The 24354-nt window shown below is 41.3% G+C and carries 25 protein-coding genes; 16 read left to right on the plus strand and 9 right to left on the minus strand.

Going from position 1 to position 24354, the window contains the following annotated elements; translation table 11 throughout:
• Positions 1-85: 85 nt before the first annotated feature.
• Both murJ and ampD read right to left on the minus strand, forming a co-directional pair.
• Positions 86-1636: a murein biosynthesis integral membrane protein MurJ gene (gene murJ, locus B9T24_RS08530; RefSeq protein WP_171264874.1), complete on the minus strand. Its 1551-nt coding sequence runs from the start codon at positions 1634-1636 to the stop codon at positions 86-88.
• Between the two features lie 73 nt (positions 1637-1709).
• Positions 1710-2285 carry a 1,6-anhydro-N-acetylmuramyl-L-alanine amidase AmpD gene (gene ampD / locus B9T24_RS08535; protein ID WP_086165380.1) on the minus strand — a complete coding sequence of 192 codons (576 nt, stop codon included), beginning with the start codon at positions 2283-2285 and terminating at the stop codon, positions 1710-1712.
• Between the two features lie 174 nt (positions 2286-2459).
• Here ampD and nadC point away from each other — a divergent pair, with 174 nt between their 5' ends.
• Positions 2460-3305, plus strand: coding sequence for a carboxylating nicotinate-nucleotide diphosphorylase (nadC, locus tag B9T24_RS08540; protein WP_086165381.1), 846 nt, complete (start codon positions 2460-2462; stop codon positions 3303-3305).
• Here nadC and B9T24_RS08545 read toward each other — a convergent pair.
• The 4 genes from B9T24_RS08545 to B9T24_RS08560 form a co-directional block, all read right to left on the minus strand.
• On the minus strand, positions 3302-3484 hold the full coding sequence (locus B9T24_RS08545; RefSeq protein WP_086165382.1) for a hypothetical protein: 183 nt from the start codon (positions 3482-3484) through the stop codon (positions 3302-3304). The two genes, nadC and B9T24_RS08545, sit on opposite strands and share 4 nt — an antisense overlap.
• 229 nt (positions 3485-3713) lie before the next feature.
• Positions 3714-4430 carry a ribonuclease PH gene (gene rph / locus B9T24_RS08550; RefSeq protein ID WP_086165383.1) on the minus strand — a complete coding sequence of 239 codons (717 nt, stop codon included), beginning with the start codon at positions 4428-4430 and terminating at the stop codon, positions 3714-3716.
• A 569-nt stretch (positions 4431-4999) separates the two neighbouring features.
• Positions 5000-6136: a fatty acid desaturase family protein gene (locus B9T24_RS08555; RefSeq protein WP_171264878.1), complete on the minus strand. Its 1137-nt coding sequence runs from the start codon at positions 6134-6136 to the stop codon at positions 5000-5002.
• Positions 6137-6179: 43 nt separating this feature from the next.
• Complete coding sequence (locus tag B9T24_RS08560) at positions 6180-7202, minus strand: flavin reductase family protein (RefSeq protein WP_086165385.1); 1023 nt, start codon at positions 7200-7202, stop codon at positions 6180-6182.
• A gap of 173 nt (positions 7203-7375) precedes the next feature.
• Here B9T24_RS08560 and B9T24_RS08565 point away from each other — a divergent pair, with 173 nt between their 5' ends.
• On the plus strand, positions 7376-8047 hold the full coding sequence (locus tag B9T24_RS08565; protein WP_086165386.1) for a TetR family transcriptional regulator: 672 nt from the start codon (positions 7376-7378) through the stop codon (positions 8045-8047).
• Positions 8048-8103: 56 nt separating this feature from the next.
• Here B9T24_RS08565 and B9T24_RS08570 read toward each other — a convergent pair whose 3' ends face one another.
• Positions 8104-8721: a thiol:disulfide interchange protein DsbA/DsbL gene (locus B9T24_RS08570; protein WP_074946839.1), complete on the minus strand. Its 618-nt coding sequence runs from the start codon at positions 8719-8721 to the stop codon at positions 8104-8106.
• 180 nt (positions 8722-8901) lie between these two features.
• On the opposite strand from B9T24_RS08570, the gene ubiG reads away from it, so the two are divergent.
• From ubiG to B9T24_RS08630, 13 genes are all read left to right on the plus strand, one after another.
• Positions 8902-9618, plus strand: coding sequence for a bifunctional 2-polyprenyl-6-hydroxyphenol methylase/3-demethylubiquinol 3-O-methyltransferase UbiG (gene ubiG, locus B9T24_RS08575; RefSeq protein ID WP_086165387.1), 717 nt, complete (start codon positions 8902-8904; stop codon positions 9616-9618).
• Complete coding sequence (locus B9T24_RS08580) at positions 9615-10313, plus strand: HAD family hydrolase (protein ID WP_086165388.1); 699 nt, start codon at positions 9615-9617, stop codon at positions 10311-10313. The genes ubiG and B9T24_RS08580 overlap by 4 nt, the downstream gene beginning before the upstream one ends.
• Before the next feature lie 34 nt (positions 10314-10347).
• On the plus strand, positions 10348-11094 hold the full coding sequence (locus tag B9T24_RS08585) for a YciK family oxidoreductase (RefSeq protein ID WP_004650854.1): 747 nt from the start codon (positions 10348-10350) through the stop codon (positions 11092-11094).
• A gap of 195 nt (positions 11095-11289) precedes the next feature.
• Complete coding sequence (locus tag B9T24_RS16895) at positions 11290-11445, plus strand: hypothetical protein (protein WP_171264875.1); 156 nt, start codon at positions 11290-11292, stop codon at positions 11443-11445.
• A gap of 297 nt (positions 11446-11742) precedes the next feature.
• Positions 11743-12138 (plus strand): RcnB family protein, encoded by a 396-nt coding sequence (locus B9T24_RS08590; protein ID WP_086165389.1) that lies wholly within the window; start codon positions 11743-11745, stop codon positions 12136-12138.
• Positions 12139-12371: 233 nt separating this feature from the next.
• Complete coding sequence (locus B9T24_RS08595; RefSeq protein ID WP_086165390.1) at positions 12372-12740, plus strand: RcnB family protein; 369 nt, start codon at positions 12372-12374, stop codon at positions 12738-12740.
• Positions 12741-12890: 150 nt separating this feature from the next.
• Positions 12891-14243: an amino-acid N-acetyltransferase gene (gene argA, locus B9T24_RS08600; RefSeq protein WP_086165391.1), complete on the plus strand. Its 1353-nt coding sequence runs from the start codon at positions 12891-12893 to the stop codon at positions 14241-14243.
• A 647-nt stretch (positions 14244-14890) separates the two neighbouring features.
• Positions 14891-15862, plus strand: coding sequence for a sulfonate ABC transporter substrate-binding protein (locus B9T24_RS08605; protein WP_086165415.1), 972 nt, complete (start codon positions 14891-14893; stop codon positions 15860-15862).
• Between the two features lie 17 nt (positions 15863-15879).
• Complete coding sequence (locus B9T24_RS08610; RefSeq protein WP_086165392.1) at positions 15880-16875, plus strand: aliphatic sulfonate ABC transporter substrate-binding protein; 996 nt, start codon at positions 15880-15882, stop codon at positions 16873-16875.
• Between the two features lie 30 nt (positions 16876-16905).
• Entirely contained in the window at positions 16906-18081 is a 1176-nt protein-coding gene (gene ssuD, locus B9T24_RS08615) for an FMNH2-dependent alkanesulfonate monooxygenase (RefSeq protein WP_086165393.1), read from the plus strand.
• Entirely contained in the window at positions 18081-18896 is an 816-nt protein-coding gene (gene ssuC / locus B9T24_RS08620; RefSeq protein WP_086165394.1) for an aliphatic sulfonate ABC transporter permease SsuC, read from the plus strand. Before ssuD ends, ssuC begins: the two co-directional genes overlap by 1 nt.
• A 10-nt stretch (positions 18897-18906) precedes the next feature.
• Positions 18907-19716 (plus strand): ABC transporter ATP-binding protein, encoded by an 810-nt coding sequence (locus B9T24_RS08625; RefSeq protein ID WP_086165395.1) that lies wholly within the window; start codon positions 18907-18909, stop codon positions 19714-19716.
• Between the two features lie 364 nt (positions 19717-20080).
• Positions 20081-20695, plus strand: coding sequence for a TetR family transcriptional regulator C-terminal domain-containing protein (locus B9T24_RS08630; protein ID WP_086165416.1), 615 nt, complete (start codon positions 20081-20083; stop codon positions 20693-20695).
• Between the two features lie 116 nt (positions 20696-20811).
• On the opposite strand, the gene B9T24_RS08635 is transcribed toward B9T24_RS08630, so the two are convergent.
• A complete protein-coding gene (locus B9T24_RS08635; protein ID WP_086165396.1) occupies positions 20812-21381 on the minus strand; it encodes a 5'-nucleosidase in 570 nt (189 codons plus the stop codon).
• A gap of 607 nt (positions 21382-21988) precedes the next feature.
• Positions 21989-23119 (minus strand): TDT family transporter, encoded by a 1131-nt coding sequence (locus B9T24_RS08640; protein ID WP_086165397.1) that lies wholly within the window; start codon positions 23117-23119, stop codon positions 21989-21991.
• A 206-nt stretch (positions 23120-23325) separates the two neighbouring features.
• Between B9T24_RS08640 and ribF the strand changes: the two genes are divergently transcribed.
• Positions 23326-24327, plus strand: a complete 1002-nt coding sequence (ribF, locus tag B9T24_RS08645) for a riboflavin biosynthesis protein RibF (RefSeq protein WP_086165417.1) — start codon at positions 23326-23328, stop codon at positions 24325-24327.
• The last annotated feature ends 27 nt before the right edge of the window (positions 24328-24354 follow it).

The following is a 24354-nucleotide window of genomic DNA, read 5'->3' on the forward strand; positions in this document are numbered from 1 at the left end:
AATTGATGAAACATACGTTTTCTGTCCATTAACTTCAAATCAAGACTCATTTTTCTAAGCTAAAGGCTATATTTTTAACGATCGCCTAGTGTTTTAAATGGCGTGGTCTAAAACCTGTTGCAATTAAACCAATACTATAAGCCAATACACCCACCACACACAGCCCGATCACTTCAAAGATACGAATCCATTGTGATAGCTCGCCATTATACCAAGTCAGGGCATACCAAAGCACCGCAATCATGCTGATATTGGCAATAGCAAACTGAAGAAACAGTTTTTTCCAGTGTGCGCCAAAACGGAAAATATCCCGTTTATGCAGATAGAAATACAACATTCCTGCATTGACCAAGGCAGAACCTGAAGATGCCAATGCCAATGCCATGTGCTCTGCTTGCCAATCAATTAACTTAAAGAAACCAATAAAAACGACGTTTAAAATCGCATTCGCGGCCACAGCCATTAAGCCCACACGGACAGGGGTTTTGGTGTCTTGTTGTGCATAAAAACCAGGCGCAAAGACTTTAATCAACATAAAGGAAATCACCCCAGCACTCATACATTGCAATGCCAGTGCCGTCATTTGTGTATCTTCTAGGGTGAACTGACCGCGTTGGAACAATGCTTGAATAATCGGGGTCGATAGCATAAATAAAGCAATACTGGCAGGAATACCCACCAACATCACGACTTTTGCAGCCCAATCAATCATGCCACGGAACTTGACCTGATCTTGCTCGGCATGACGTGCCGACAGAGACGGTAAAATCACCGTACCAATGGCAACGCCAATTAAGCCTAAAGGTAGTTCAGTCATACGCTCTGCACTGTATAACCATGAAACTGAACCATCTTGCATAAATGATGCCCAGATGGTGTTCAACAGCAAATTAATTTGCGTCACCGACACACCAAATAATGCAGGAAGCATCAATTTCATGATGCGATCGACACCTTCGTGTTTAAAATCGACTTTAGGTGGTATCAGCAGTTTTTTATGCCATAACTCAGGGATTTGAATCGCCAGTTGCAGCACACCTGCAACCACGACCGCCCACCCCAAAGCCATAATCGGTTCAGCCATATACGGCGTTAACCACCATGCAGCTGCAATCATGGTGATATTTAATAAAACGGGTGCAAACGCAGGTGTCGAAAATGAACCGTAACTATTGAGAATACTACTGGCAAAAGCAGTCAATGACATAAACAGTAAATAGGGAATAGTCAGGCGGAACATGTCCGTGGCTAAAGCAAATTTTTCAGGGTCATCATGGAAACCCGGTGCATAGATATACAAGATTGCAGGTGCAGCAATCATCGCAATAAACGTCAAAGCCGTCATGAAGGTTGCTAAGCAACCAAACACTCGACTAATCAAAATTTGCACTTCGGCATGGGTTTTCGTGCTTTTATATTCGGTTAAAATCGGAATAAAAGCTTGTGAAAATGCCCCTTCGGCAAAGAGCCGCCGAAAGAAATTCGGAATACGAAAGGCCACCACAAAGGTATCGAAATCTTTACCTGCACCAAATACATTTAGCAAAACGATATCTCGGACTAAACCCAAAACCCGAGACAACATCGTCATTGCACTAACAATAAAGGTCGATCGCCAAAGCGCCATCGTTTCCACCTAGTACTAAAATAAGTCGCTATTGTAAAGAAACTCCAGAGGAATTTCGTTGTTAAATCATAAACTCGAGTTGTTATTGATCTGCTTTCGCTTGTTGTATTAACGCTCTGGTTTTTGCCCAATCAAAAAATGGCCCCGGATCGGTTTTACGTCCCGGTGCAATGTCTGAATGCCCTGCCAAATGCTGTAATATCTTGGGGTATGCTGCCTGCAATAGGCGAATCACTTCAGCTAAAACCGTGTACTGAATATCTTCAAAAGGCGTGTCATCACTGCCTTCGAGTTCAATGCCGATCGAATAATCATTACATTCTTTTTTGGCTAAATAAGTTGAACGCCCCGCGTGCCAAGCACGGTCGTTAAAATTGACGAATTGCAGAACCTCACCCGTTCGCAAAATTAACAGGTGAGTAGAAACCTGCATCCCTTCAATGGTTTGAAAATAAGGATGCACAGACCAATCGAGCTGATTTTGAAAAAATTGTTCAATATAGCCCCCACCAAACTGCGAGGGTGGCAAACTAATATTATGCACCACAAGCAATTGAATTTCGGTCTGTTCAGGACGTTGATTATAATTCGGGGATGCGATTTGCCTTGCACCGATTAACTGACCATCGATGACCTGAAAAGACGGCGCGTGTTGCATATTCCTATCCTGAGTCGTGTGGGTTTAAGCCGCTGATTTTAGCGCAATCCTTAAACTTTAAGCTTAAAATCTGAAATTACAAAGATAAAATCCATTGAAAAAACATTTCTTTTAAATGAACAATGCTAATATAACGCGCAATTTTCATGGGTTAAAAAAGATACGGAAATACTTATGAGCATCTCTCCATCGCTGCTTGAACAATCGATTCAAATCAATATTCAACACGCCTTACAAGAAGATATTGGTGAGGGTGATCTCACCGCTTTATTAACTCCTGAAGATGAGCAAGCCACAGCGACCATTATTAGCCGTGAAGAAATGGTATTGGCTGGGCAACCCTGGGTGAATGCGTTAATTCAAGCCTATGATGCCAATGTACAAGTGACATGGCTTAAAAATGATGGCGACCGTGTTCAAGCCAATGAAGCTTTTTTAAAATTAGCCGGTTCAGCACGCAGCTTATTGACGGTTGAACGTCCTGCATTGAACTTTGTGCAAACCCTATCGGCAGTTGCGACAAAAACAGCTGAATATGTCAAACAACTTGATGGTTTAAACACTAAATTATTAGATACCCGTAAAACTCTGCCGGGCTTACGTATTGCACAAAAATATGCCGTGGCGATTGGTGGTGGACAAAACCATCGTTTAGGTTTATTTGATGCCTTTTTAATTAAAGAAAACCACATTATGGCGGCAGGCGGCATTGCACAAGCCATTGCCAAAGCGCGTCAGATTGCCCCAGGTAAACCCGTTGAAGTGGAAGTGGAAACGTGGGATGAACTGAATCAAGCTTTAGAAGCGCATGCCGATATTGTAATGCTGGATAATTTTAGTCAGCAACAAATGATTGATGCGGTTCAACATGTGGCTGGTCGTTGTAAATTAGAAGCGTCAGGCAACATTACCATTGAAAATTTGCGTGAAGTGGCAACCACTGGCGTGGATTATATTTCGATGGGTGTTTTAACCAAAGATGTAACAGCGGTCGATTTATCCATGCGTTTTAATGCTTAAGTTTGCTCAGTCTTATTTTTTACTTTAGAGGCTAATTCTGCTTTAGCAGCTAAATCTTGAATTTCAGTCGATGTTTGCTGCCAAGCCGATTGCTGGGTCTTTTGTGCGGATGCTCTTGGATCACAGGTCATCAATGCCAGCGTTACCATAGAAATAACGATGATCAAGATATTCAACATCTTAAGACTCCTGAAAGCGAAAAGCTGAGTCTAAACAACAAATATGAAGGTCATATTAAGCAAATGTTTAAAAGGGTGCAGCAATTGCACCCTTTTTGTATCTGACTGTTTTTATTTTTAATTTTTTTAAAGAAAGCACAGAGCAAACAAAACCCCATCCAGAATTCTGTGATGGGGTTTTGTTCTTTGTCTAAAATACAGCTAAACGTGCATTTTTGAAATTAACAACTTACCAGCCTAAAGCTTCTTGTTGTTTTTTAATTAACTCTTGAATGCCTTTTTCAGCCAACTCAAGCATTTCATTGCACTGCGCACGGGTAAATGGTTTTTCTTCGGCAGTGCCTTGAAATTCAATAAACTCACCCGCTTGGGTCATCACCACGTTTAAGTCGGTTTGACAACTTGAGTCTTCTTCATAGCAAAGATCCAATAATGCTTGGTCTTTGTACATGCCCACAGAAATGGCAGCAACCAAGCCTTTTAAAGGATCTTGTTTAATTTTTTTCTTTTCAAGCAAAACATTCATGGCATCAATTAACGCCACTGCTGCACCAGTAATTGCAGCAGTACGTGTACCGCCATCGGCTTGAAGCACATCACAGTCAATGGTAATGGTATTTTCACCCAGTTTTTTTAAATCAACCATGGCACGTAAGCTACGACCAATCAAACGCTGGATTTCTTGCGTACGACCACTTTGTTTACCACGTGCCGCTTCACGGTCGCTACGGGTATGGGTCGAACGTGGCAACATACCGTATTCTGCTGTCACCCAACCCTGTCCCTTACCTTTAAGGAAACGTGGCACTGAATTGTCAATACTGGCCGTACAAAGAACTTTAGTATGACCAAATTCAATCAATACTGAACCTTCCGCATAACGCGTATAGTTACGGGTAATTTTTACATCACGTAATTGATCTAATGTACGTTGGTCGATACGCATAATGGGTCCTTATTGGGGCTAAAATTCATTGCGGCTTAGTATAACAGAAGCAGATCAGATGATTTTGCTACAACTTGATGGTTTTTGCATATCGTCCTCTAAGCAACATCATAAAGATTGAATCCACAAAAAAGGAATAAGCAGACCTTGTGCTGAGGAACAAAGAGACTCCTTCAGCACAATACAGCGGTTGAATCACATTGCGCGATCAAAATTAGACTTCTTTCATAAGTCCTTTTTTATCAATACAAGTCTTCATCAAGCCAAAATTAAAAACAAATTTTAGGAAATATTGGATTCATGAGTGTGGCATGGATGCCACACATTTCCCATCACGACAAGGACGTCGTGTATGGGAAACAAAGGTTTTTGTCTACTTTTGACCTTTCAAAAGTAGAGATAATGCCTACGCAAAAGCATAAAAATTGAAGCACTCAAATGAGGCCATGCTGATTTTAAAGAAGCGAATTTTGAACATCTTTTGATTTATGCAAGTTATCTTATGCCTATACCAAAACTCTGACCGCCAGACCACATTTAGACAGTCACTCAGCATCGACGCCATTCAATCAGGCAAACAGCCCTTTCACCTTTTGCATAGACTGGGTAATGCTAGACGACCAGTGATTCGGCAATGAAGCTTTGGCTAAACGTACCCAGACACTGCCAAACTGTTTTATAAAACTGGCTTCGTTATAATGAATGCCATATTCTGCACATAAGGCACGAATTTTGGGTGCTGCTTCTGCATAACGATTCGCGGGCATGTCTGGGAATAAATGGTGTTCAATTTGATGACTTAAATTGCCACTTAAAATATGCAACCATTCGGTTCCGGTAAAATTACTTGAGCCACGAATTTGGCGTAAATACCACTCTGCACGGGTCTCATTTTCAGTATTGTCTGCTTCAAAAGTTTCTGCATCTTCAGTGAAATGACCGTTAAAAATCACCGCTGATGACCATAAGCTACGAATGACATTGGCGACAGCATTACCCGCAAACACAGGAATGGCATTGGGTCCTGCAATCAGCGGAAAAAATACATAATCTTTGGTGACCTGACGTACTGCTTTCTTGCGGAATTTCGCTGAATCGTTCCAGACTTCTTTCCATGTTTTGGTTTTATAAGCCACGACATCTTCGATATGCAAATTTTGCAAGCCGACATACCATTCAAAAAACACCATCAATTGAATGGCTAAAGGAATATTGAATAAAAAGCGCGGTTCCCATTTTTGTGACTCGCTGACACGCAGCAAACCATAGCCAACATCGTGGTCTTTGCCGATAATATTGGTATAAGTATGATGAATATAATTATGCGTATATTTCCAATCATCCCCTGTGGCCATGGTATCCCAATCATAATTGGCACCATTTAAACTGGGGTCATTGAGCCAGTCGAATTGACCATGCATCACGTTATGCCCCAACTCCATATTTTCCACAATTTTAGAAATACCCAATAAACCTGTACCCAACAACCAAATGGGCGGAATCCAGCCACCGAACATCAACATGCCGCGTGATGCGATTTCACTATAACGAACAAAATTACGAATTTTATAAATGTATTGGGCATCTTGCTCGCCAATACTGTCCATAATTTCACGGCGGATGGCATCGACTTGTTGACCAAATGCTGCCATTTGTTCCGCATTTAAATGTTTCGATTTACTCGTTTCGGTAAATTTAACTGACATATTCATTGTTTTTCTCCTCAGCCAAAATAAGCACAATATATTGTTAAAGATTAATCACCACCGGACTCACCGCTTGGCTAATACACAATTTAATTTGGGTATTGCTATCGTGGTCAATTTCACCGGTTAATAAGTTTTTGGTTGAACCACTGACTTTGGTACAGGTACAGGTATTACAAATGCCCATACGACAACCATGCGCGGGTCTTAAACCCGCCTGTTCAGCACTGTCCAGTAAATTACTCTTGGCCTCAAACTGTTGTTGCGCACGTAAAAACACCACCGGTTGTACAGAAGCTGTTTCATCAACAAACACTTGGAAATATTCTTGTTTCAACTGCTGAGCAATGCCCAACTGTTGATAAATTTGATTCAGGCTTTGCATCATGCCCGCAGCACCACAGGCATAACTTAGGCGTTGCCCGAAATCTGCCACCGTACGTTCCAGCAATTGCAAAGTTAAATGTTGCTGCTGTGCCACAGTATTAAAATAATGATAGTGCAACTGTGGATATTGCTCTGTCAGTTGCAACAGTTCGGCATGAAAAGCCTCATCACGGCTAAAATAAATCAGGTCAATCTGGCTAATTTTTTGCGTGAGTGCTTGTTGTAGCAGTGCATAAATTGCAGTGATGCCGCTGCCTGAAGCCAGCAATAAAATAGACTCTTGTGATGGGTTTAAATTGAAATCCCCTTGAGCCTGTGAAACTTCCACCACACTGCCGCTGCTCAAATGGCTTAATGCATTCGATACTTTACCCTGACGTTTCACTGCAATGATGATGTTGCCAGTGTTGGTGATTTTCACAATCGAATAATGTCGTTGCTGACGCACACCTGCAATCAGCACGGTCACTAAAATACTTTGCCCAGCAGAAAAAGCCTCGGCTTGGAAGTTATGATTCGGTTGCAACTGAATTTGATAAAAATCAGGCGCAATGGCTTGAATATCGACAATCGTGGCTTTCACTTTTTTCCACGCCCACAGTGGATTTATTTTTTCAGCAATAAAATCGACGAAATCTTCTCGAATCCATTGCGGCTGATACTGCATCACATGACTCATATGACGTTCCTCTTTTATTGCTGGTTATTTATTTGAGTGAACAGATGTTCTTATAGTGAACACTTGTACACTATAATTATTTTTTCATTCAGTCAACACCTGTTCACTGACATTCGTCGTTTAATCTGCATTTTTTTGATAGACTTCGCTCAGGATCTTTTTAGGGTAGTCGAATGTCGATACGGGATGAGCGCAAACAACAAAGCCGCCAAGCACTTTTGGATGCTGCACTTGCTTTAAGCACGTCTGGACGTTCTTTCAGTAGCATTAGTTTGCGTGAAATCGCACGCCATGTCGGTTTAGTACCGACGGCTTTTTATCGTCATTTTCAAGACATGAATGAGCTTGGGCTAGAGTTGGTGGATCAAGTTGCGCTGCATTTAAAAGGCATTTTGCATCAACTGGGGCAGGCCTATATTTATCAACCCAATACCAAAACAAAAATTAGCTTAGATCTGTTTTTCCAAGCCGTTGAACATAATCCTGAGCCTTGGGTGTTTTTGATTGCAGAGCGTTGGGGAGGCTCGGAAGTGATTCGACATGCGATTGCACGTGAAATTAATTTTTTAATTGAAGATTTGGCCAATGATTTAGCGCAAATGGAAACGGTCAAACACATTCGCAATGCACAAGACTTACAAGTCCTTGCCAATATTTTAATTAATTTATCCTTTACTTGGGCCATGACTTGGATGAACATGAGTCGTCAATTTCAAGACCAAGCACGCCTAGAACAACAAAAACAATTCAAGCTACAGACCATTACCCAAGTTCACTTAATTTTTCGGGGTATTTCGAATTGGGATATGGCACAAACCACAACAGCAGCGTCACCTAGCCGCTGAACGATTAGACATAAAAAAACCCGCAGAAATGAATTGCGGGCTTTTATACAAAAAAATTATTTTGCTTTACGTTCTTTTTCCACCAAGTAGCTCACCACTTGCGTTACTTTACCGTCTTCACCTTGCACCACATATTTACCATTCACCACAATTGCAGGCACGCCTGTCAATTGGTATTGCTGTGCCAATTTATTTGCCTGAGCCACTTTTGAGGTAATCGCAAATGAATTAAACATGCTGTTAAATTTGGCTTCAGGTACACCATATTTCACAAAAAATTTGGCTTGTGATTTTTGATCGAAAATTTGTTGACCACCCTCATGAATCGCATGGAACAGTGGAAGATGAGTTTTTTTACGGATGCCTAAAGCTTCTGAAACATAATAACCACGCGCGCCTTGCTCCCACAATGGGTTCATTGAAGCCGGTGTACGGATAAAATTGACATCTTTCGGAATATTTCTGAGCCAAGTCTGCATATGTGGTTCTAATTTAAAGCAGTGTGGGCAGCCATACCAAAAGAACTCACGGACTTCAATTTTCCCTGGAACCTGAACTGTACCGGGATTAGCAACGACGGTGTAATCTTTACCCGCAACAAAATTGGCAGCCATTGCCGTGCCTGAAAAGGCAAAAATAGCAGTAGCAACACTACTGAAAAGGAATTGTTTCATTGACCTTATTGTCCTCTAAATCATTATGATGAGTTTATACGATCACTATAAATCAATTATCCCGAATTCGTTTTCATTCTGTGAACTTTTTTACAGCTTTTATCGCTTTTTTTAGAATTAACGCTACACTAATGCAGATGAGATTTTTTAAATTATAACGACTTGATTGAGGTGACACCGATGTCGCAATTGAATGTTGATCCACAAGAAATTGCCAAATTTGAAGCATTCGCAGCCATATGGTGGGATCAGCATTCTGAGTTCCGTCCACTGCATCAAATTAACCCTTTACGCTTAAATTGGATTGATGAACATTCAGGTGGCATTGCAGGTAAAAAAGTACTTGATGTGGGCTGTGGTGGCGGTATTTTATCTGAAAGTATGGCACGTCGTGGCGCTCAGGTTTTGGGTATCGACATGGGTGTAGCCCCATTAAATGTCGCACGTATTCATGCCGAACAAGAAGGTGTGAGCAATATTGAATATCGTCAAGTTCCGGTAGAAGAATTAGCCCAAGAACAAGCGGGACAATATGACGTGGTGACGTGTATGGAAATGCTGGAGCATGTACCCGATCCTGCATCAATTATTCAAGCTTGCCAAACACTGGTCAAACCGGGTGGTCATGTGTTCTTTTCGACCATTAACCGTAATCCAAAATCATATTTATTCGCCATTATTGGTGCGGAATATGTGTTACGCATGCTGGCAAAAGGCACCCACGATTATCATAAATTTATTAAACCGTCTGAACTGGCACATGATATTCGTAGTGCTGGTTTAACCCTCAAAGACATGACAGGATTACATTTCAATCCGCTCACGAAGCGTTATTGGTTAGCCCCGAATGTTGACGTGAACTATATGGTCTATACCGTAAAAGCAGGTGCCGAATGAAAGCAGTTCTGTTTGACCTAGATGGTACACTCATTGACACTGCTGCTGACTTTATTCGCATTATTCAGGACATGTGCCGCGATAAACAATGTGATATTGTGGCTGCCGATTTGATTCGCACCCAAGTGTCGGAAGGCGCACGTGCCATGGTGAAATTGGTTTACCCAGAATTGGATGTTAAAGATCCAGTTTTTCTCGCTCATCGACAACGTTTTTTAGATATCTATGGCGATGATATTGCGGTAGAGACTGACTTGTTTGAAGGCATATATCCATTGCTGGAAGCCTTAGAAAGCCAAAATATTCCGTGGGGCATTGTCACCAATAAGCCACGCTGGTTAAGCGAAGCCTTACTTAAAGCGCTGAATTTGACCGAGCGCTGTGCTGTTTTGGTCTGTCCAGAAGATGTCAGCAAGACCAAACCCGATCCTGAACCGATGTATCTGGCAGCGAAACACATTCAGATTCAGCCAGAAGATTGTATTTATGTCGGTGACCATCCTCGTGATATCGATGCGGGTCGTAATGCCCAGATGTACACCATCTTAGCGGCCTATGGTTATTTACCATTGCAGCACAAAGATGACTTAACAGCATGGCAAGCGGATTGTATAGTAAATACTGTTGCTGAATTACAACAAGTGATTCATCAATTGGTCACGCCCAAGCAACAACATCATTCTCTTATTTCATAAACATATAAAAATACAATAAACGAGGAAGTCTGCAATGAAATATTCAGAATATCAACCTCGCCCCGATCTGTTAAAAGATCGCATTATCCTGATCACAGGTGCGGGCGATGGTATTGGTCGTGCAGCAGCACTCAGCTATGCACTACACGGTGCAACAGTGGTACTGCATGGACGTGCCTTAAATAAACTTGAAGTCATTTATGATGAAATTGAAAGTTTAGGTGCACCACAACCGGCTATTCTACCGTTGCAACTCTCCAGTGCCTCTCCTCGAGATTATGAATTACTGGTCGATACTTTAGAAAAACAATTTGGTCGTCTAGATGGCATTTTGCATAATGCCGGTATTCTGGGTGAACGCACAGAACTCGCCCATTACCCAATTGATGTTTGGGATGATGTGATGGCGGTGAATCTACGTGCACCTTTTATTTTGACCCAAGAACTGTTGCCGCTACTCAACAAATCAGATCATGCCTCTGTGGTTTTTGCCAGTTCAGGCGTTGGTCGCGAAGCACGTGAGCGTTGGGGTGCATACTCGGTATCCAAAATTGCGATTGAAGCAGTTAACCAGATTTTTGCTAAAGAAAATGTCTACCCTAATGTACGTTTCAACTGTATTAATCCGGGGGCGACCCGTACAGCCATGCGTGCTAAAGCCTATCCAGATGAAGATCCAAAAACCTTAGCCACACCTGAAATGATTATGCCGGCTTACCTATATTTAATGGGTGAAGACAGCTTAGAGATGAATGGTGAAAGTATTGATGCACAGGACTAAGCTTTAAACTAAAAAGGAAGCCGTTTCTGCTTCCTTTTTTATGGCTATTTTTTAAAGCATTTCACCGTATGTTGCATAAACATGACTTTTAATCGTATTTTCAAATAGATTTTATAAAAATATACGGTTTTCCAAATTAAACTCATCTGGCTATGCTGATCCTCATCGTAAAACACCACATTTGAGGAATCTAAAATGGCTGACCCAAAACATAAAATGGATACCATTCGCTCGATTGAAAACTTACAACTTTCAACAGCCTTAATTATTGGGCTCAATGATGCCAAGCAAGCAGAAAGTATTGCTGAAGCCATCCGCTCCTTACAAGACTTAGCAGAACAATGGAACTAAAATCTGCTGGACTGAACAGTTGCAATAGAGCGTTACCGCATTTTGACAGCAGCCGTTTGAAGCCATAAAATGAATACCCAAAATTGGATAGATTTTTTTAATCAATATCCTGTTTTTATAGTCTTTAATATGGACAATAAAATGTCTTCAAATTTTTAAATCATGCACTATGGATGCAGAATCTCCTGATTGTCTCTGCATTTTTTAATAAATGAGTGATTGATCTTCACAGTTTCTCTGCAATTATTTCGTACATTAGTGTCAGTGAAATTAATACTTTTTTTATGAGGGTTCAACATGAAAAAGATTTTGACAATTTTGGCAATTTCTTTCAGTGCATTGATGGCAAACAGTGTAACCACTGCTGCACCTCACGATAACGACCGTGATTGGGATCAACCACGTCATCAGTCTGATAATAAAGGTCGCGACTTTCGTGACAATGATGACGATGAGCGCATGCAAGATAAACGTCGGGTTCGCGAAGAACGTGGCGTAAAACGGCTACAGCAACATAAATGGCAAACGGGTTATGTGATGCCACAGCATTATCGTGGTAATGGTTATAAAGTCGATTATAAAGAGCATGACTTACCCAAACCGTCGCGTAATCAACAGTGGTACAAAATTAATAACGATTATATTTTAGTCGATACCGACAGCAATAATATTCTGCGTATTCAAGGCTTCTAACCTTTAATTCTAAATACACTCAGCTCAAATGAAAGTTTGGGCTTTTTTTATGTCTTTTATTTTGTTTATTTTAGCGCGAAGCCTTGCTCTGTAGGTTTTACAGCGTTTTACAATCTTCTTTTTTTCTCCATGAATTTCACAATTCAACTATACAGCTCTCATCTTTTATCTCAACTTTTTCGTTATTTTTGCTTTATCGAAATAAACATTCTATTTGAAATAAGGTGAAAGAAATGAAAAAAATCATCACTACAATTGCACTGTCTTTATCTGCATTGATGGCAACTTCTGCAATGGCGGCATCGGATCATCGTTATGACGATCAGCAACGCTATAACAACCAGACTCAAGACAGTCGTTGGAACAATAACAACAACCATTATGACCACGATCGTTATGACAATAAGCGTGTTAACCCAAGCCGTGACTGGCGTGTGGGTCAAACCCTACCGCGTCAATACAGCAGCTCACGTTTTCAAGTCAGTGACCGTGAAGCACGCCGCTTAGCTAAAACAGGTCGTTATCAACAATGGTATAAAATAAACAGTGATTATGTTTTAGTGAATGAACGTAACAATCGTATTCTTCGTATTCAAAACTAAGGCATTTATTTTTCACACTTGTTATTTAAATTTGCCCGCGCTGAAAAACACTTTAACGCCAGTTAAGGTGTTTTTTTTATTTTATTGTTCCGCTCCGCTTTTTTTTGATTAGAATCATGCATAGGATTTTATTCTTCATTTGAGATAGGTATGCACGCGAATTCCTCTGAAACATCACAAAGCACAACTTTGCAATATGTGCATTGGTTTCGACATTCTGCGCCTTATATCAATGCTCATCGGAATAAAACCTTTGTCATTATGTTTGATGGTGAAGCGGTACAACATGAAAATTTCCAACATATTATTCATGACATTGCCCTGCTGCATTCTTTAGGCATTCACCTGATTTTAGTGCATGGTGCACGTTCGCAAATCAATCAAAATTTAAAAGCCAGTGGTATTGAAACGCCATTTCATAAACACCGCCGCATTACCACACGCGAATCTTTAAGTTGTGTGATGAATGCAGTCGGTTCTATTCGCTTGCAAATTGAAGCCTTACTGTCTATGGGGCTGGCCAATTCACCCATGTATGGCGCACGTATTGATGTGATCTCTGGCAATTTTGTCACCGCCAAACCGTATGGCATTCGTGATGGCATTGACTTTCAACTGACGGGTGAACTGCGCACTGTAGATACCCACGCCATTCAACGCCATCTTAAAAATCATAATATTGTCTTGCTCGGCCCAACGGGGTATTCCAATACCGGTGAAGTGTTTAACTTGGTCGCAGAAGAAGTGGCAACCAATACCGCAATATTACTGAAAGCAGACAAGCTGATTTTCTTGGGTAAACAACAAGGTTTGTTCAATGAATTGGGGCAATTACAACGTGAAATTCCACCCCATCAGCTTGATCAACATATCTTGCAATATCAAGACTCCAATCCCGATATTGCCTTACAGCTGCGTGGGGCAAAAAATGCTTCCCTTCAAGGGGTCAATCGCGTTCATCTAATTTCCTATACTTACGATGGTGCACTACTGGAAGAACTTTTCACCCGCGATGGTTCAGGCACCATGATGACCGATGCACATTATGAAGAAGTTCGCACCGCCACTATTCAAGATGTTGGCGGCTTGATGAATTTACTGCGTCCACTCGAAGCTGAAGGAATTTTGGTTTATCGCTCACGTGAACGACTCGAAAGTGAAATTGAGCAATTCGCGGTGATTGAACGGGATGGCATGATTTTAGCCTGTGCAGCGCTTTACCCCATTCCCACGGCGACCAATGAAATTCAGTCGGCTGAAATTGCCTGTGTCGCAGTCGATCCAAGCTATCGAAAATCCAATCGGGGCAGCCAAATTTTGCATTATTTGGAAGATAAGGCGAAAGGCTTAGGCATTCAGCAACTGTTTGTGTTGACCACACGTACCGCGCATTGGTTTGTGGAACATGGTTTTGAACCTGCCAGTGTCGATGATCTGCCGAATACACGTCAGGCCCTATATAACTATCAACGTAATTCCTTGGTCTTTAAAAAGTCACTTTAAGATTAATGCCAGTCAGTTAAGAAATTAATTTTTAATTTTATTTTTTAAATTCATGATGTTATTCGATACGCGGAAACGTCATCCGCAACTGTTCGAGGCATGAGGTGTATACACCGCAAGATTGGAAAAGTACAGTTTCTGCGATTAATTGATCAATAAAAGGTATTTGACGAGTTTTGCGGATGACAAATGCTTTTGGTTCTTTTGGCAAAACAAAAGAACAAATGAGCTGCAAAAATTTGATTTAAAACGATAAGACTCCGTCGTGAATAACTAAAAAGCTAAGGAGTAAACTGTAAAACCCATTAGCTGATTAACTTTAAGGTGGCTTTTTTCTTTTTGCGATATCTTTATTTTTGATAACTTTATCTCGCATTTGGCTGAATCTGGTGCATTTAACTTATGCTCTTTTTTCATAAGCTTATAGCCATGTCACACTTAAAATAAAATACAATATAAATCAATATTTTAAAAAATAAATCTGCATATTTTATTGACCCTATACATCATTTTATTAGCAAAGCTTTGCTGTTTTTTATTTATCTTTTTTATTGATGATCAATCCCTATTTTTTTATTTTTTTCGAAAAAGAAAAGACTTTAGCCTGTGTGCAATATTCAATACTTCCTGTTGCGGAGCACCCTGTCATGAGCGTCATTCAAGCACCTTTTTTAGCGAAATTTCTGGTTCTTTCTTCAGTAATTGCCGGTGCAATGATGCTGTCAGGTTGTGGCAAAAAACCGGCTGAAACGGTGACCTTAAATATTGGTTTTCAAAAATATGGTTTATTGCCGATGATTAAGGCACAAGGCTCTTTGGAAAGTGCGTTAAAAGAACAAGGCGTGACCGTAAAGTGGGTTGAATTCCCTGCTGGCCCACAATTACTTGAAGGCTTAAATGTGGGCAGTGTTGTCTTTGGTGAAGCTGGTGAAGCCCCCCCTATTTTCGCTCAGGCGGCAAATTCAAACTTGGTTTATATTGCCAACCAACCCGCTGCACCTTTGGCAGAAGCACTGATTGTACAAAAAGACTCACCAATCAAAAGCATTCAAGACTTAAAAGGTAAACGGGTTGTGCTGAATAAAGGCTCAAACGTACATTACTTATTATTAAAACTACTAGAAGCCAATAAACTGACGCTGCAAGACATTCAGGTGGTTTATCTGCCACCCTCTGATGCACGTGCTGCCTTTGAACGTGGCGCTGTCGATGCATGGGTCATTTGGGATCCCTTCTTTGCCGCAGCCGAACATCAAATTGGTGCGCGTATTCTGGCCACTGGTCAGAACCTCGTTAGCAACCACCAATTCTATTTAGCCGATCGTAAATTTGCTGAGCAAAATCCAGAAATTTTAAAAACACTGGTGAATGAACTCAACACCACCACCCAGTGGGTTTCACAGCACCAAGATGAAGCGGCAAAACTATTAGAAAAACCCACAGGCTTATCTTCCGACATCCTGAAAACCTCAATTTCACGCATGGGTTTCGGTGTGCAAGCCATTTCTGCGGAAGTGACTCAAGAACAGCAATATGTCGCTGATGCGTTTTATCAACAAAAACTCATCCCCAATAAAATCAACATTCAAGCTGCCATTTTAAATCAGACCAACAAATAAATAATAGGATTAGCATCATGAGTGTACTTAAGTCTTTTAGCCTAATTGCTGTGACCGCACTCAGTCTTGGACTGGCTGCATGCCAAAAACCTGAACAAAAAGAAGCCAACTCACCTGTAACCAGTGCAGGTGCTCCAGTCAAAACATTGTCTATTGGCTACCAAAAATCCTCCTTAAATTTATTGGTTGCACGTCAACAAACATTATTTGAACAGCAATTTCCTCAAGCTAAAATTGAATGGCGCGAGTTCCCTGCTGGTCCGCAAATGCTTGAAGCATTGGCCGTAAATGCAGTCGATTTTGGCTATGTCGGTAATACTCCGCCAATCTTCGCTCAAGCAGCCAATAAAGATTTACGTTACATCGGTTATGAAGTCGTGCCTGAACAATCGCAAGCTTTAGTGATTCCCGCAGGTAGCAGCATTAAAAGCATTGCCGATTTAAAAGGTAAACGCATTGCGGTACAAAAAGGTTCGAGTGCGCATGAATTACTGGCCAAGGTCTTACAAAAAGCGGGTTTAAGCTGGACAGATATTCAACCCATCTGGTTGCCCCCTGCTGATGCGCGCGCTGCATTTGACAAGCAATCTATTGATGCATGGTCCATTTGGGACCCCTACTTAAGTGCAGCGGAGCTAGACAGTAAAGCGAAAGTTCTGACCAGTGCAGCAGATTTTCCAAAAACCTATTCATTTTATATTGCCAATCCCAAGTTCATTACTGAACACCCACAGGCTGTAGCGCAATTTATTGGCGGATTGAATAGCGCAGACCAATGGATTTTAAAGAATCAAACGCTGGCTTTAGATATTTATGCACAAAGTACTGGTCTAAATAAAACCATTGCACAACGTGTTTTTGATCGACGCTTAAAACCATCACCAATTCAGACCTTGACGCCTGAAGTGATCCAGACACAACAAAATATCGCTGATTTATTTCAGCAGGTCCAACTGATTCCACAAAAAATTAACGTTCAAGACGCGGTCTGGACACTTCCGAGCAAACAGTAATTTATTCAAAATTAACGAAGGAAATCTGACATGAAAATCTTTTGGTTTATTCCTACCCATGGTGATAGTCGTTACTTAGGAACCAGTAAAGGTGCACGCCAAGTTGATCATGCCTATATGAAACAAATTGCGGTCGCGGCAGATCACTTGGGCTATGAAGGGGTACTTATTCCAACAGGTCGTTCATGTGAAGATCCGTGGATTACTGCCGCAAGTTTAATTGATGCCACCAAAAATTTGAAATTTCTCGTGGCATTGCGTCCAGGGGTAACGACACCTGCACTGGCAGCACGTATGGCTTCAACTTTTGACCGTCTATCGAATGGTCGAGTATTACTCAATTTGGTGACAGGCGGTGATGAGCAAGAATTAAAAGGCGACGGTGTTTACGAAGATCATGCAACACGCTATCAAACTGCTGCTGAATACACCAAAATTTGGCGTGAAATTTTAACCCGTTCGCATACAGGTGAATCCTTTACTTTCCACGGCGAACGCTTACAAGTCGATGATGCAAAACTGCTTTATCCACCGGTACAAAAGCCGTATCCACCCCTTTGGTTCGGTGGTTCTTCTAATGCAGCCCTTGAACTAGCTGCGGAACAAGTCGATACCTATTTAACTTGGGGTGAACCGCCTGCTGCGGTAAAAGAAAAAGTAGAAACCATGCGTGCCAAAGCGGCAGCTCGTGGCCGGACGTTAAATTACGGTATTCGCTTACATGTTATTGTACGGGAAACCAATCAACAAGCATGGGCAGCAGCTGAAGAACTGATCCAATATGTCGATGATGCCACCATTGCCGCAGCGCAGAAAAAATTCAAGCAAATGGACTCCGTGGGTCAACGCCGCATGGCTGAATTACATAATGGTGATCGAACTAAACTAGAAGTTTCACCTAACCTTTGGGCGGGTGTCGGCTTAGTCCGTGGTGGTGCGGGTACGGCACTGGTCGGAGACCCAGAAACTGTCGCTGCACGGATTCAGGAATATGCCGCTTTGGGTATCGATACCTTCATTTTCTCGGGCTATCCTCATTTAGAAGAATCTATTCGCTTTGCCGAATTAGTGTTCCCACTACTGCCATTAGAAATACGTCAAAAATTAGCACAACCGAATTTAACAGGACCATTTGGTGAAATCGTAGCAAATAACTATGTTCCCGATGAAGCCAAAACAGCAATCAAAACTAAGGAGCCGGCTTAATGAGCAACAGCATTTCTGCCGAAGCCTTGGTAAAAGCCAAGGTTTCACGTGGAACAGCATTTGGGCAGCGTTTGCTGCCTTGGTTGTTCCCCATCGTTCTGATCTTGATTTGGCAAATCGCGTCGAGCACTGGACTTTTAGCCAGCCGTATTCTGCCTGCACCAAGTGCTGTCATGACTGCATTTTGGCATCTATTGATCAGTGGTGAACTTTGGCAACATGTTAAAGTCAGTGCTGGACGTGCCCTACTGGGTTTATTGGTTGGCGGTGGTCTGGGTTTACTGCTGGGTCTACTCAATGGCTCATCTAAACTGGCATCGACGCTACTCGACACCACCTTGCAAATGATTCGTAATATTCCAGCATTGGCTTTAATTCCTTTGGTAATTTTATGGTTTGGAATTGATGAATCAGCAAAATTATTTCTGGTGGCAATTGGGGTGTTTTTTCCAATTTATATTAATACCTATCATGGGATTCGTTCAGTCGATCCACAATTGATTGAAATGGGTAAAAGCTACGGACTGACACGTTGGCAGTTGTATAAAGAAATTATTTTACCGGGTGCTATGCCGTCCATTTTAGTCGGCTTACGTTTTTCACTGGGCTTGGTTTGGGTACTGCTGATTGTTGCCGAAACCATTTCGGCTCAATCGGGCATTGGCTACATGACCATGAATGCACGTGAATTTCTACAAACAGATGTGGTACTGGTCGGGATTTTGTTATATGCCCTACTGGGTAAATTAGCGGATGTATTGGCCGTGGCTTTAGAAAAATATCTACTGCGCTGGCATGCTGGATACCAAAAATAAGGAGCACGTCATGACTGATTTAAGCATAGGCCGCCATGTCGCTGAAAAAACTGCGACACCGCAATATCCTGTCACTACAGACATCAATCCAAGCGCTGTTTTCGGTGCAGAAATTTTGATTGAGCAATTATATAAATTTTATGGTGAAGTCAGCATTTTAGAAGATTTAGACCTGCATATTCAACCGGGAGAATTCCTTGCCATTGTTGGACGTAGTGGTTGTGGTAAAAGTACTTTACTGCGCCTGATTGCCGATTTAGAACAACCAAGTTATGGTGAAATCAAGTTTAAATCGGCTCGTCATATTCGCGAAGGCATTACCAGCGATGACATTCGAGTGATGTTCCAAGACCCACGCCTGTTACCTTGGCGCAACATTGAACAAAATGTACAACTCGGTTTAGCCAAAGAACAACAAAGCAATGCCTCCACCCTTTTAGAAAAAGTCGGACTCAAAGATAAAGCCACATTATGGCCATCACAGTTATCGGGTGGACAACGTCAGCGTAGCGCTTTGGCACGTGCACTGTCACACAAGCCGCGCATTTTATTACTCGATGAACCTTTAGGTGCGCTCGATGCACTAACGCGTTTAGACATGCAAGCACTGATTGAAAAGCTATGGCGTGAACAGGGTTTTACCGCTATTTTGGTCACGCATGATGTCAGTGAGGCCGTACAATTGGCCGATCGCATTATCCTGCTCGATAAAGGGCATATTGCTAAGCAATTTAAAGTGGATTTAGCGCGACCACGAAAAAAAGATTATGCGTTTACCGAATTAGAGCAACAGGTTTTAAATGCCGTATTGGCAACATAATTTTTACAAGTGAAATGGGCACATGGCTATGGTTTAGTTTGGGCTCATTTCAGCATTCTGTTATCTAAATGTAAGCTGATTTTTGAGTCACTTTAATCATTCATAGAGCACCTAGCGGCTTAAATACAAGACATTGCAAAATAGAAAAATTCAATCTTATTGAAAGTTTTAATAAATATTCATTAATTTATTCCATTTGGTCTTTTTCAGGATAGTTTTAGATTGCTCAAAAACAAAGCAGCTTAACCCTCAATCTAAAAAATAAATCACCAATATTCATCAAATTAAAACTTTTGCCTGTGCACAAATCTGACGATTTGCCGTACAATTTAAGATTCCAATTTTGATTATTGTCGCATTGCCAATGGAACAAAAAAAGAGTACTCAAAAACGACATCAACTGCTAAATGCAGCGCTCGATGTATTTTCCCTTTATGGTTTTAATGGAGCAAGCTTAGACGAAATTGCTCAAATTGCTGAAATGCACAAATCTAATATTTTCTATTATTATGAAAATAAAGAAGCACTGTATGTTGAAGTGCTGACCACAGTATTACAAAAGTGGCTTTCTCCACTACAAATGCTGGAAACAGACCTCGAACCTGAAGAAGCTATTAGCAATTATTTATTGCAGAAAATTGAGGTTTCTCGTACCCAACCGAAAGCGTCTCGATTGTTTGCTTTGGAAGTGATTCAAGGTGCGCCACATATCTTGCCTATTTTAAAAGGCCCATTAAAGAAATTGGTGAAGCGTAAAGCTAAAGTGATTGCTTTGTGGCAAGAAGAGGGAAAAATTGCCAAGGAAATTGATCCTGAGCTGTTAATCCTCAATATTTGGGCCATCACACAAAACTATGCAGATTTTGCCACCCAAATGGAAATGGTGACAGGCAAAACTTTACGTAACCGCAGTATGCAGCAACGTATTATTCAACATACAGTCCATATGATGTTATATGGCGTTATTCCTCGTGCATAAACCTTAAATTATCGTCCGCGATAATTTTGGCATACGACCATAGCCCTCTATGGTCGCCAAACTTACCAATAAATGACTTACTAATAATTTAATAATAAAAACCCACGATTTTCGTTTTAAACAAAATGCTTTTGATAAAGTGCCAGTAATTTTTGCGCCCCCAATAATAAATTTTCTTCCCACTCTAAATGTGCCGTATCATTTGCACCATCGGTAATATATTTGACTGAAATTAAACGTACATCTAACTTTTTACATACTTTGGCCAAAGCATAACCTTCCATATCCACGAGGTTACACGGCACTTTCGGTAGACCTGTTTCAAAGCTATCTCCTGTGCCACAAATCCCTTGGGCTAAATGCCCAAAATGGATATCTAAAGCAATTTCAGCTGGATAATCATCATCCATCGGAGTCACACCCACCTGAAAACCCAATGGTGAAACATCCATATCGCGTTGTACAAACGTCATGACTTCAACCAAGCTATGTGCATCAAAATGTGAACTACCGGCTGAGCCCAAATTTAATAGTGTTTTACAACCCGTTTTTTGAATCACCTCAAAGGCTTTAAATGCCGCATTGACTTTACCGATACCACTGTAATGCACATCAATCCCGGCTTGCTCAAATAAGCCTTTCGATTCATTCGGCAATGCCATAATTAAAGCCAGATCAGAAATCATGTGATGTACTCATGGATAAAGATAAAAGGTGTGCTCATTAGAAAATAAAATACCATCAGGTGCAAATTTTAATCCGCTTTTTCAAAGGGGGATTTTTCCTAAGGAGCTGTGCTTCTACTTATTTTCTTGAAGGTATTCGCGACAGCAAATTCTCCTTTAAAAAGCAGGATTTGGGGTAATGCCAGTCAGTTAAGGGTTTTAGAAATAAAGCCCTTAGTTTTTAGTTGTTCATGACGGAGTCTTATATTTTTAAATCAAATACTTGGAGCTCTTCTATTACTTTGGATAAGCCCAAATGAGAAGCAAAACTTCGCAAGAAAGGCATCTTGCGGGGCAGTGCGCCTCACCGCAAAACTCGCCAAATACCTTTTATTGATTAATAAATCGCAAAAACCTTACTTTTTTAAAATAGTTTTGCCTCGAACAGTTGCGGATGACATTTCCGTGTATCGAATAACATTATGAATTTAAAAAATAAAATGCCAGTCAATTTCTTAATTGACTGGCATTAGGATTTGGGGCGATTTAGCGGAATTAAAAAATTTAGACTTAACCGCTATTTCCCCCTTACATAATTTATTTATTATTTCCTAAAAAGAGAAAAACTTTATCTCTGCTCCAAATAGCATTTTAAACACGGTGAAAAGAACAAATTGCCACGGTAAAAACCTTGTGCTGTTTTACTGACCACCAGCAGCCATAACATCACCAGTATCACCGCCAAAGCATAAGCAATCGACTGAATAAAACTGACCTGAATCTGTTGCCCCAAATTCAGCACCGCAAGAGTTAATACGCCTAATGGAAAGGTCAGCCCCCACCATCCCAAATTAAAGGGTAAATCCGTTTTGGCATGTTTTAAGGTGGTTAAAACGGCAATGCCCAACCACCACACAGCAAAGCCCAGTAACAGCATACTCGCCACGATCCCCGCTTGCTGACAAAACACGCCTAAGCTTTGCATATCCACGGTTGCCAATACTTGCGGTGCTTGTGCCCCCAGTACCAATAAGGCCAATGCGCCTGTCGCAATCGGGCCCAATGCCAACCAACTGGTGATTGCCAACTCTTTGCTTGGCAATTGATGCAGTGCCAAACGCAGCATTAAAATGGTTAAAATTGCAAACGCAGGCAGCACTGAAATACCCCATAACACGTAGCTCCCGACCAAAATACCCACCGCCTGTTGACCTTCGGCAATGTGCGGCAACAACAAACCACCAGAGGTTGCCGCAACCTCACAGGCCACAATCGGCAATAACCACACCGCTGTCATACTGCGTAATTGATGCTCCTGCCGACTGAACATACAAAATGGCACCAGCCAAGCAATGGCAACCGCAAGCAATACATCGACATACCACAGCATCTGCGCCAACTGAATCACCCCATCCCCATATAGGCTAATTCCAAATTTTAATAAGCCATTAATAATGGTCGCAAGTGCCATTGGAATGGCACCCAAAAACAGGCTCATACTGGCATGCGAGAAAATCTGTTTGGCTTCAGTCGGATAAATGAGCCAACGCAGCCCATATAAAAGACAAAAGGTCATAAACAATACAATATTCAGTTGCCATAAGGATGTCCCCAATTGCACCATCAGACTGTGGGCAAAGGGCAATTCAGCTAGAATCAAGGCCACAACACCCGTCCCCATGCTGGCAGTAAACCAGTTTGGGGTAAATTGGCGCACAATATCTTGCATTTGTTCAAGTTGATAAAATGGCTTTTTCATCGCGGTTGCTCATCAAAGGCTATATCTGCATTTTACGAGCCTTTTAAAATAAGAAAAATTGATTTATTTTTATTCAATTAATCAATTTAATTGATAATAAGCACAATCTTTGATTAATTTTTTTGAGTAAAAACACAACAACAAGACGAACGCTGAAGATTATGGCAATATATAGCCCTGATAATTTTTCATTTATTGATTCGCCCATGAAGCTGCTCCGCCTGAATGCTTTAGCGCCTAATTTTCAATTGCCAAAAACTGCCGTCACTATTGGTAATTTTGACGGTGTGCATTTGGGTCATCAGGCGATGATTGCACAATTAAAAGACCTTGCAGCAGCGCAAAATTTAAAAACCTTGGTGATGATTTTTGAACCACAACCTTTAGAGTTCTTTAAAGGTTATGAAGCACCGCCACGTATTAGTTCATTACGTGAAAAAGTTGAATATCTGACTGAACTGGGTGTCGACTATATTGTCATCGCAAAATTTGATAATTATTTCCGTAGCTTAAGTGCTGAAGAGTTTGCACAAATACTCAAACAAAAACTCAATGCACACAGCCTTGTACTGGGTGATGACTTCCATTTTGGCAAAAACCGTCAGGGCAATAGCGAATTTCTACGTCACTATGGTTTCCATGTCACCAATTTAAATACCGTTGAACAAAACGGTGAACGGGTCAGTTCCACCCGTATTCGGCAAACCTTACAAGCTGGTGATTTAGCACTCGCTGCACAATTATTGGGTCGCCCTTATAGCATCACAGGTCGGGTGCAATATGGCGATCAAATTGGACGGACCATTAATTTCCCAACCATCAATGTGCGTCTCAACCGTCATAAACCCTGTTTAAAGGGTATTTACGGCGTTGAAGTATTGTGTGAAACCGAATCTTTAAAAGATAAAGTCCAAGCCGAGCATCCTGAAAAACTCGGGATTGCAGCTTATGACCCTACTGCACTGTTTGGTGCAGGACATGTTGGTACACGGCCAGCCATCAAACAGGAACATCCTGAATGGCGATTAGAAGTACATTTTCCTGATGTTTCTGCTAATCTGTATGGCCTGTTAATGCGGGTGACGTTCTTAAACTATTTACATGGTGAAAAGGACTACCCTTCGCTTGAAGCATTAAAAGCGGGAATTGATGATGATGTTGAGAAACTGCTTGAGTTTCGACAAAACAGCCCTCATTTTCCCTTTTAAATCCCTAATTTTTTACTGTAAAACGCG

This window comes from Acinetobacter sp. ANC 4654 (assembly GCF_002135425.1).
In the GTDB taxonomy this organism is placed as follows: domain Bacteria; phylum Pseudomonadota; class Gammaproteobacteria; order Pseudomonadales; family Moraxellaceae; genus Acinetobacter; species Acinetobacter kyonggiensis.

Bases quoted from the DNA above. Each gene is read 5' to 3' on its own strand.
- B9T24_RS08635 (WP_086165396.1), bottom strand. From the start codon at position 21,381: ATGATTTCTGATCTGGCTTTAATTATGGCATTGCCGAATGAATCGAAA.
- B9T24_RS08545 (WP_086165382.1), bottom strand. From the start codon at position 3,484: ATGTTGAATATCTTGATCATCGTTATTTCTATGGTAACGCTGGCATTG.
- ssuD (WP_086165393.1), top strand. From the start codon at position 16,906: ATGAAAATCTTTTGGTTTATTCCTACCCATGGTGATAGTCGTTACTTA.
- B9T24_RS08590 (WP_086165389.1), top strand. From the start codon at position 11,743: ATGAAAAAGATTTTGACAATTTTGGCAATTTCTTTCAGTGCATTGATG.
- B9T24_RS08625 (WP_086165395.1), top strand. From the start codon at position 18,907: ATGACTGATTTAAGCATAGGCCGCCATGTCGCTGAAAAAACTGCGACA.
- B9T24_RS08610 (WP_086165392.1), top strand. From the start codon at position 15,880: ATGAGTGTACTTAAGTCTTTTAGCCTAATTGCTGTGACCGCACTCAGT.
- ssuC (WP_086165394.1), top strand. From the start codon at position 18,081: ATGAGCAACAGCATTTCTGCCGAAGCCTTGGTAAAAGCCAAGGTTTCA.
- ampD (WP_086165380.1), bottom strand. From the start codon at position 2,285: ATGCAACACGCGCCGTCTTTTCAGGTCATCGATGGTCAGTTAATCGGT.
- B9T24_RS08605 (WP_086165415.1), top strand. From the start codon at position 14,891: ATGAGCGTCATTCAAGCACCTTTTTTAGCGAAATTTCTGGTTCTTTCT.
- nadC (WP_086165381.1), top strand. From the start codon at position 2,460: ATGAGCATCTCTCCATCGCTGCTTGAACAATCGATTCAAATCAATATT.
- B9T24_RS16895 (WP_171264875.1), top strand. From the start codon at position 11,290: ATGGCTGACCCAAAACATAAAATGGATACCATTCGCTCGATTGAAAAC.
- B9T24_RS08555 (WP_171264878.1), bottom strand. From the start codon at position 6,136: ATGTCAGTTAAATTTACCGAAACGAGTAAATCGAAACATTTAAATGCG.
- B9T24_RS08595 (WP_086165390.1), top strand. From the start codon at position 12,372: ATGAAAAAAATCATCACTACAATTGCACTGTCTTTATCTGCATTGATG.
- B9T24_RS08630 (WP_086165416.1), top strand. From the start codon at position 20,081: ATGGAACAAAAAAAGAGTACTCAAAAACGACATCAACTGCTAAATGCA.
- ubiG (WP_086165387.1), top strand. From the start codon at position 8,902: ATGTCGCAATTGAATGTTGATCCACAAGAAATTGCCAAATTTGAAGCA.
- B9T24_RS08640 (WP_086165397.1), bottom strand. From the start codon at position 23,119: ATGAAAAAGCCATTTTATCAACTTGAACAAATGCAAGATATTGTGCGC.
- B9T24_RS08560 (WP_086165385.1), bottom strand. From the start codon at position 7,202: ATGAGTCATGTGATGCAGTATCAGCCGCAATGGATTCGAGAAGATTTC.
- B9T24_RS08570 (WP_074946839.1), bottom strand. From the start codon at position 8,721: ATGAAACAATTCCTTTTCAGTAGTGTTGCTACTGCTATTTTTGCCTTT.
- rph (WP_086165383.1), bottom strand. From the start codon at position 4,430: ATGCGTATCGACCAACGTACATTAGATCAATTACGTGATGTAAAAATT.
- ribF (WP_086165417.1), top strand. From the start codon at position 23,326: ATGAAGCTGCTCCGCCTGAATGCTTTAGCGCCTAATTTTCAATTGCCA.
- argA (WP_086165391.1), top strand. From the start codon at position 12,891: ATGCACGCGAATTCCTCTGAAACATCACAAAGCACAACTTTGCAATAT.
- B9T24_RS08580 (WP_086165388.1), top strand. From the start codon at position 9,615: ATGAAAGCAGTTCTGTTTGACCTAGATGGTACACTCATTGACACTGCT.
- B9T24_RS08585 (WP_004650854.1), top strand. From the start codon at position 10,348: ATGAAATATTCAGAATATCAACCTCGCCCCGATCTGTTAAAAGATCGC.
- B9T24_RS08565 (WP_086165386.1), top strand. From the start codon at position 7,376: ATGTCGATACGGGATGAGCGCAAACAACAAAGCCGCCAAGCACTTTTG.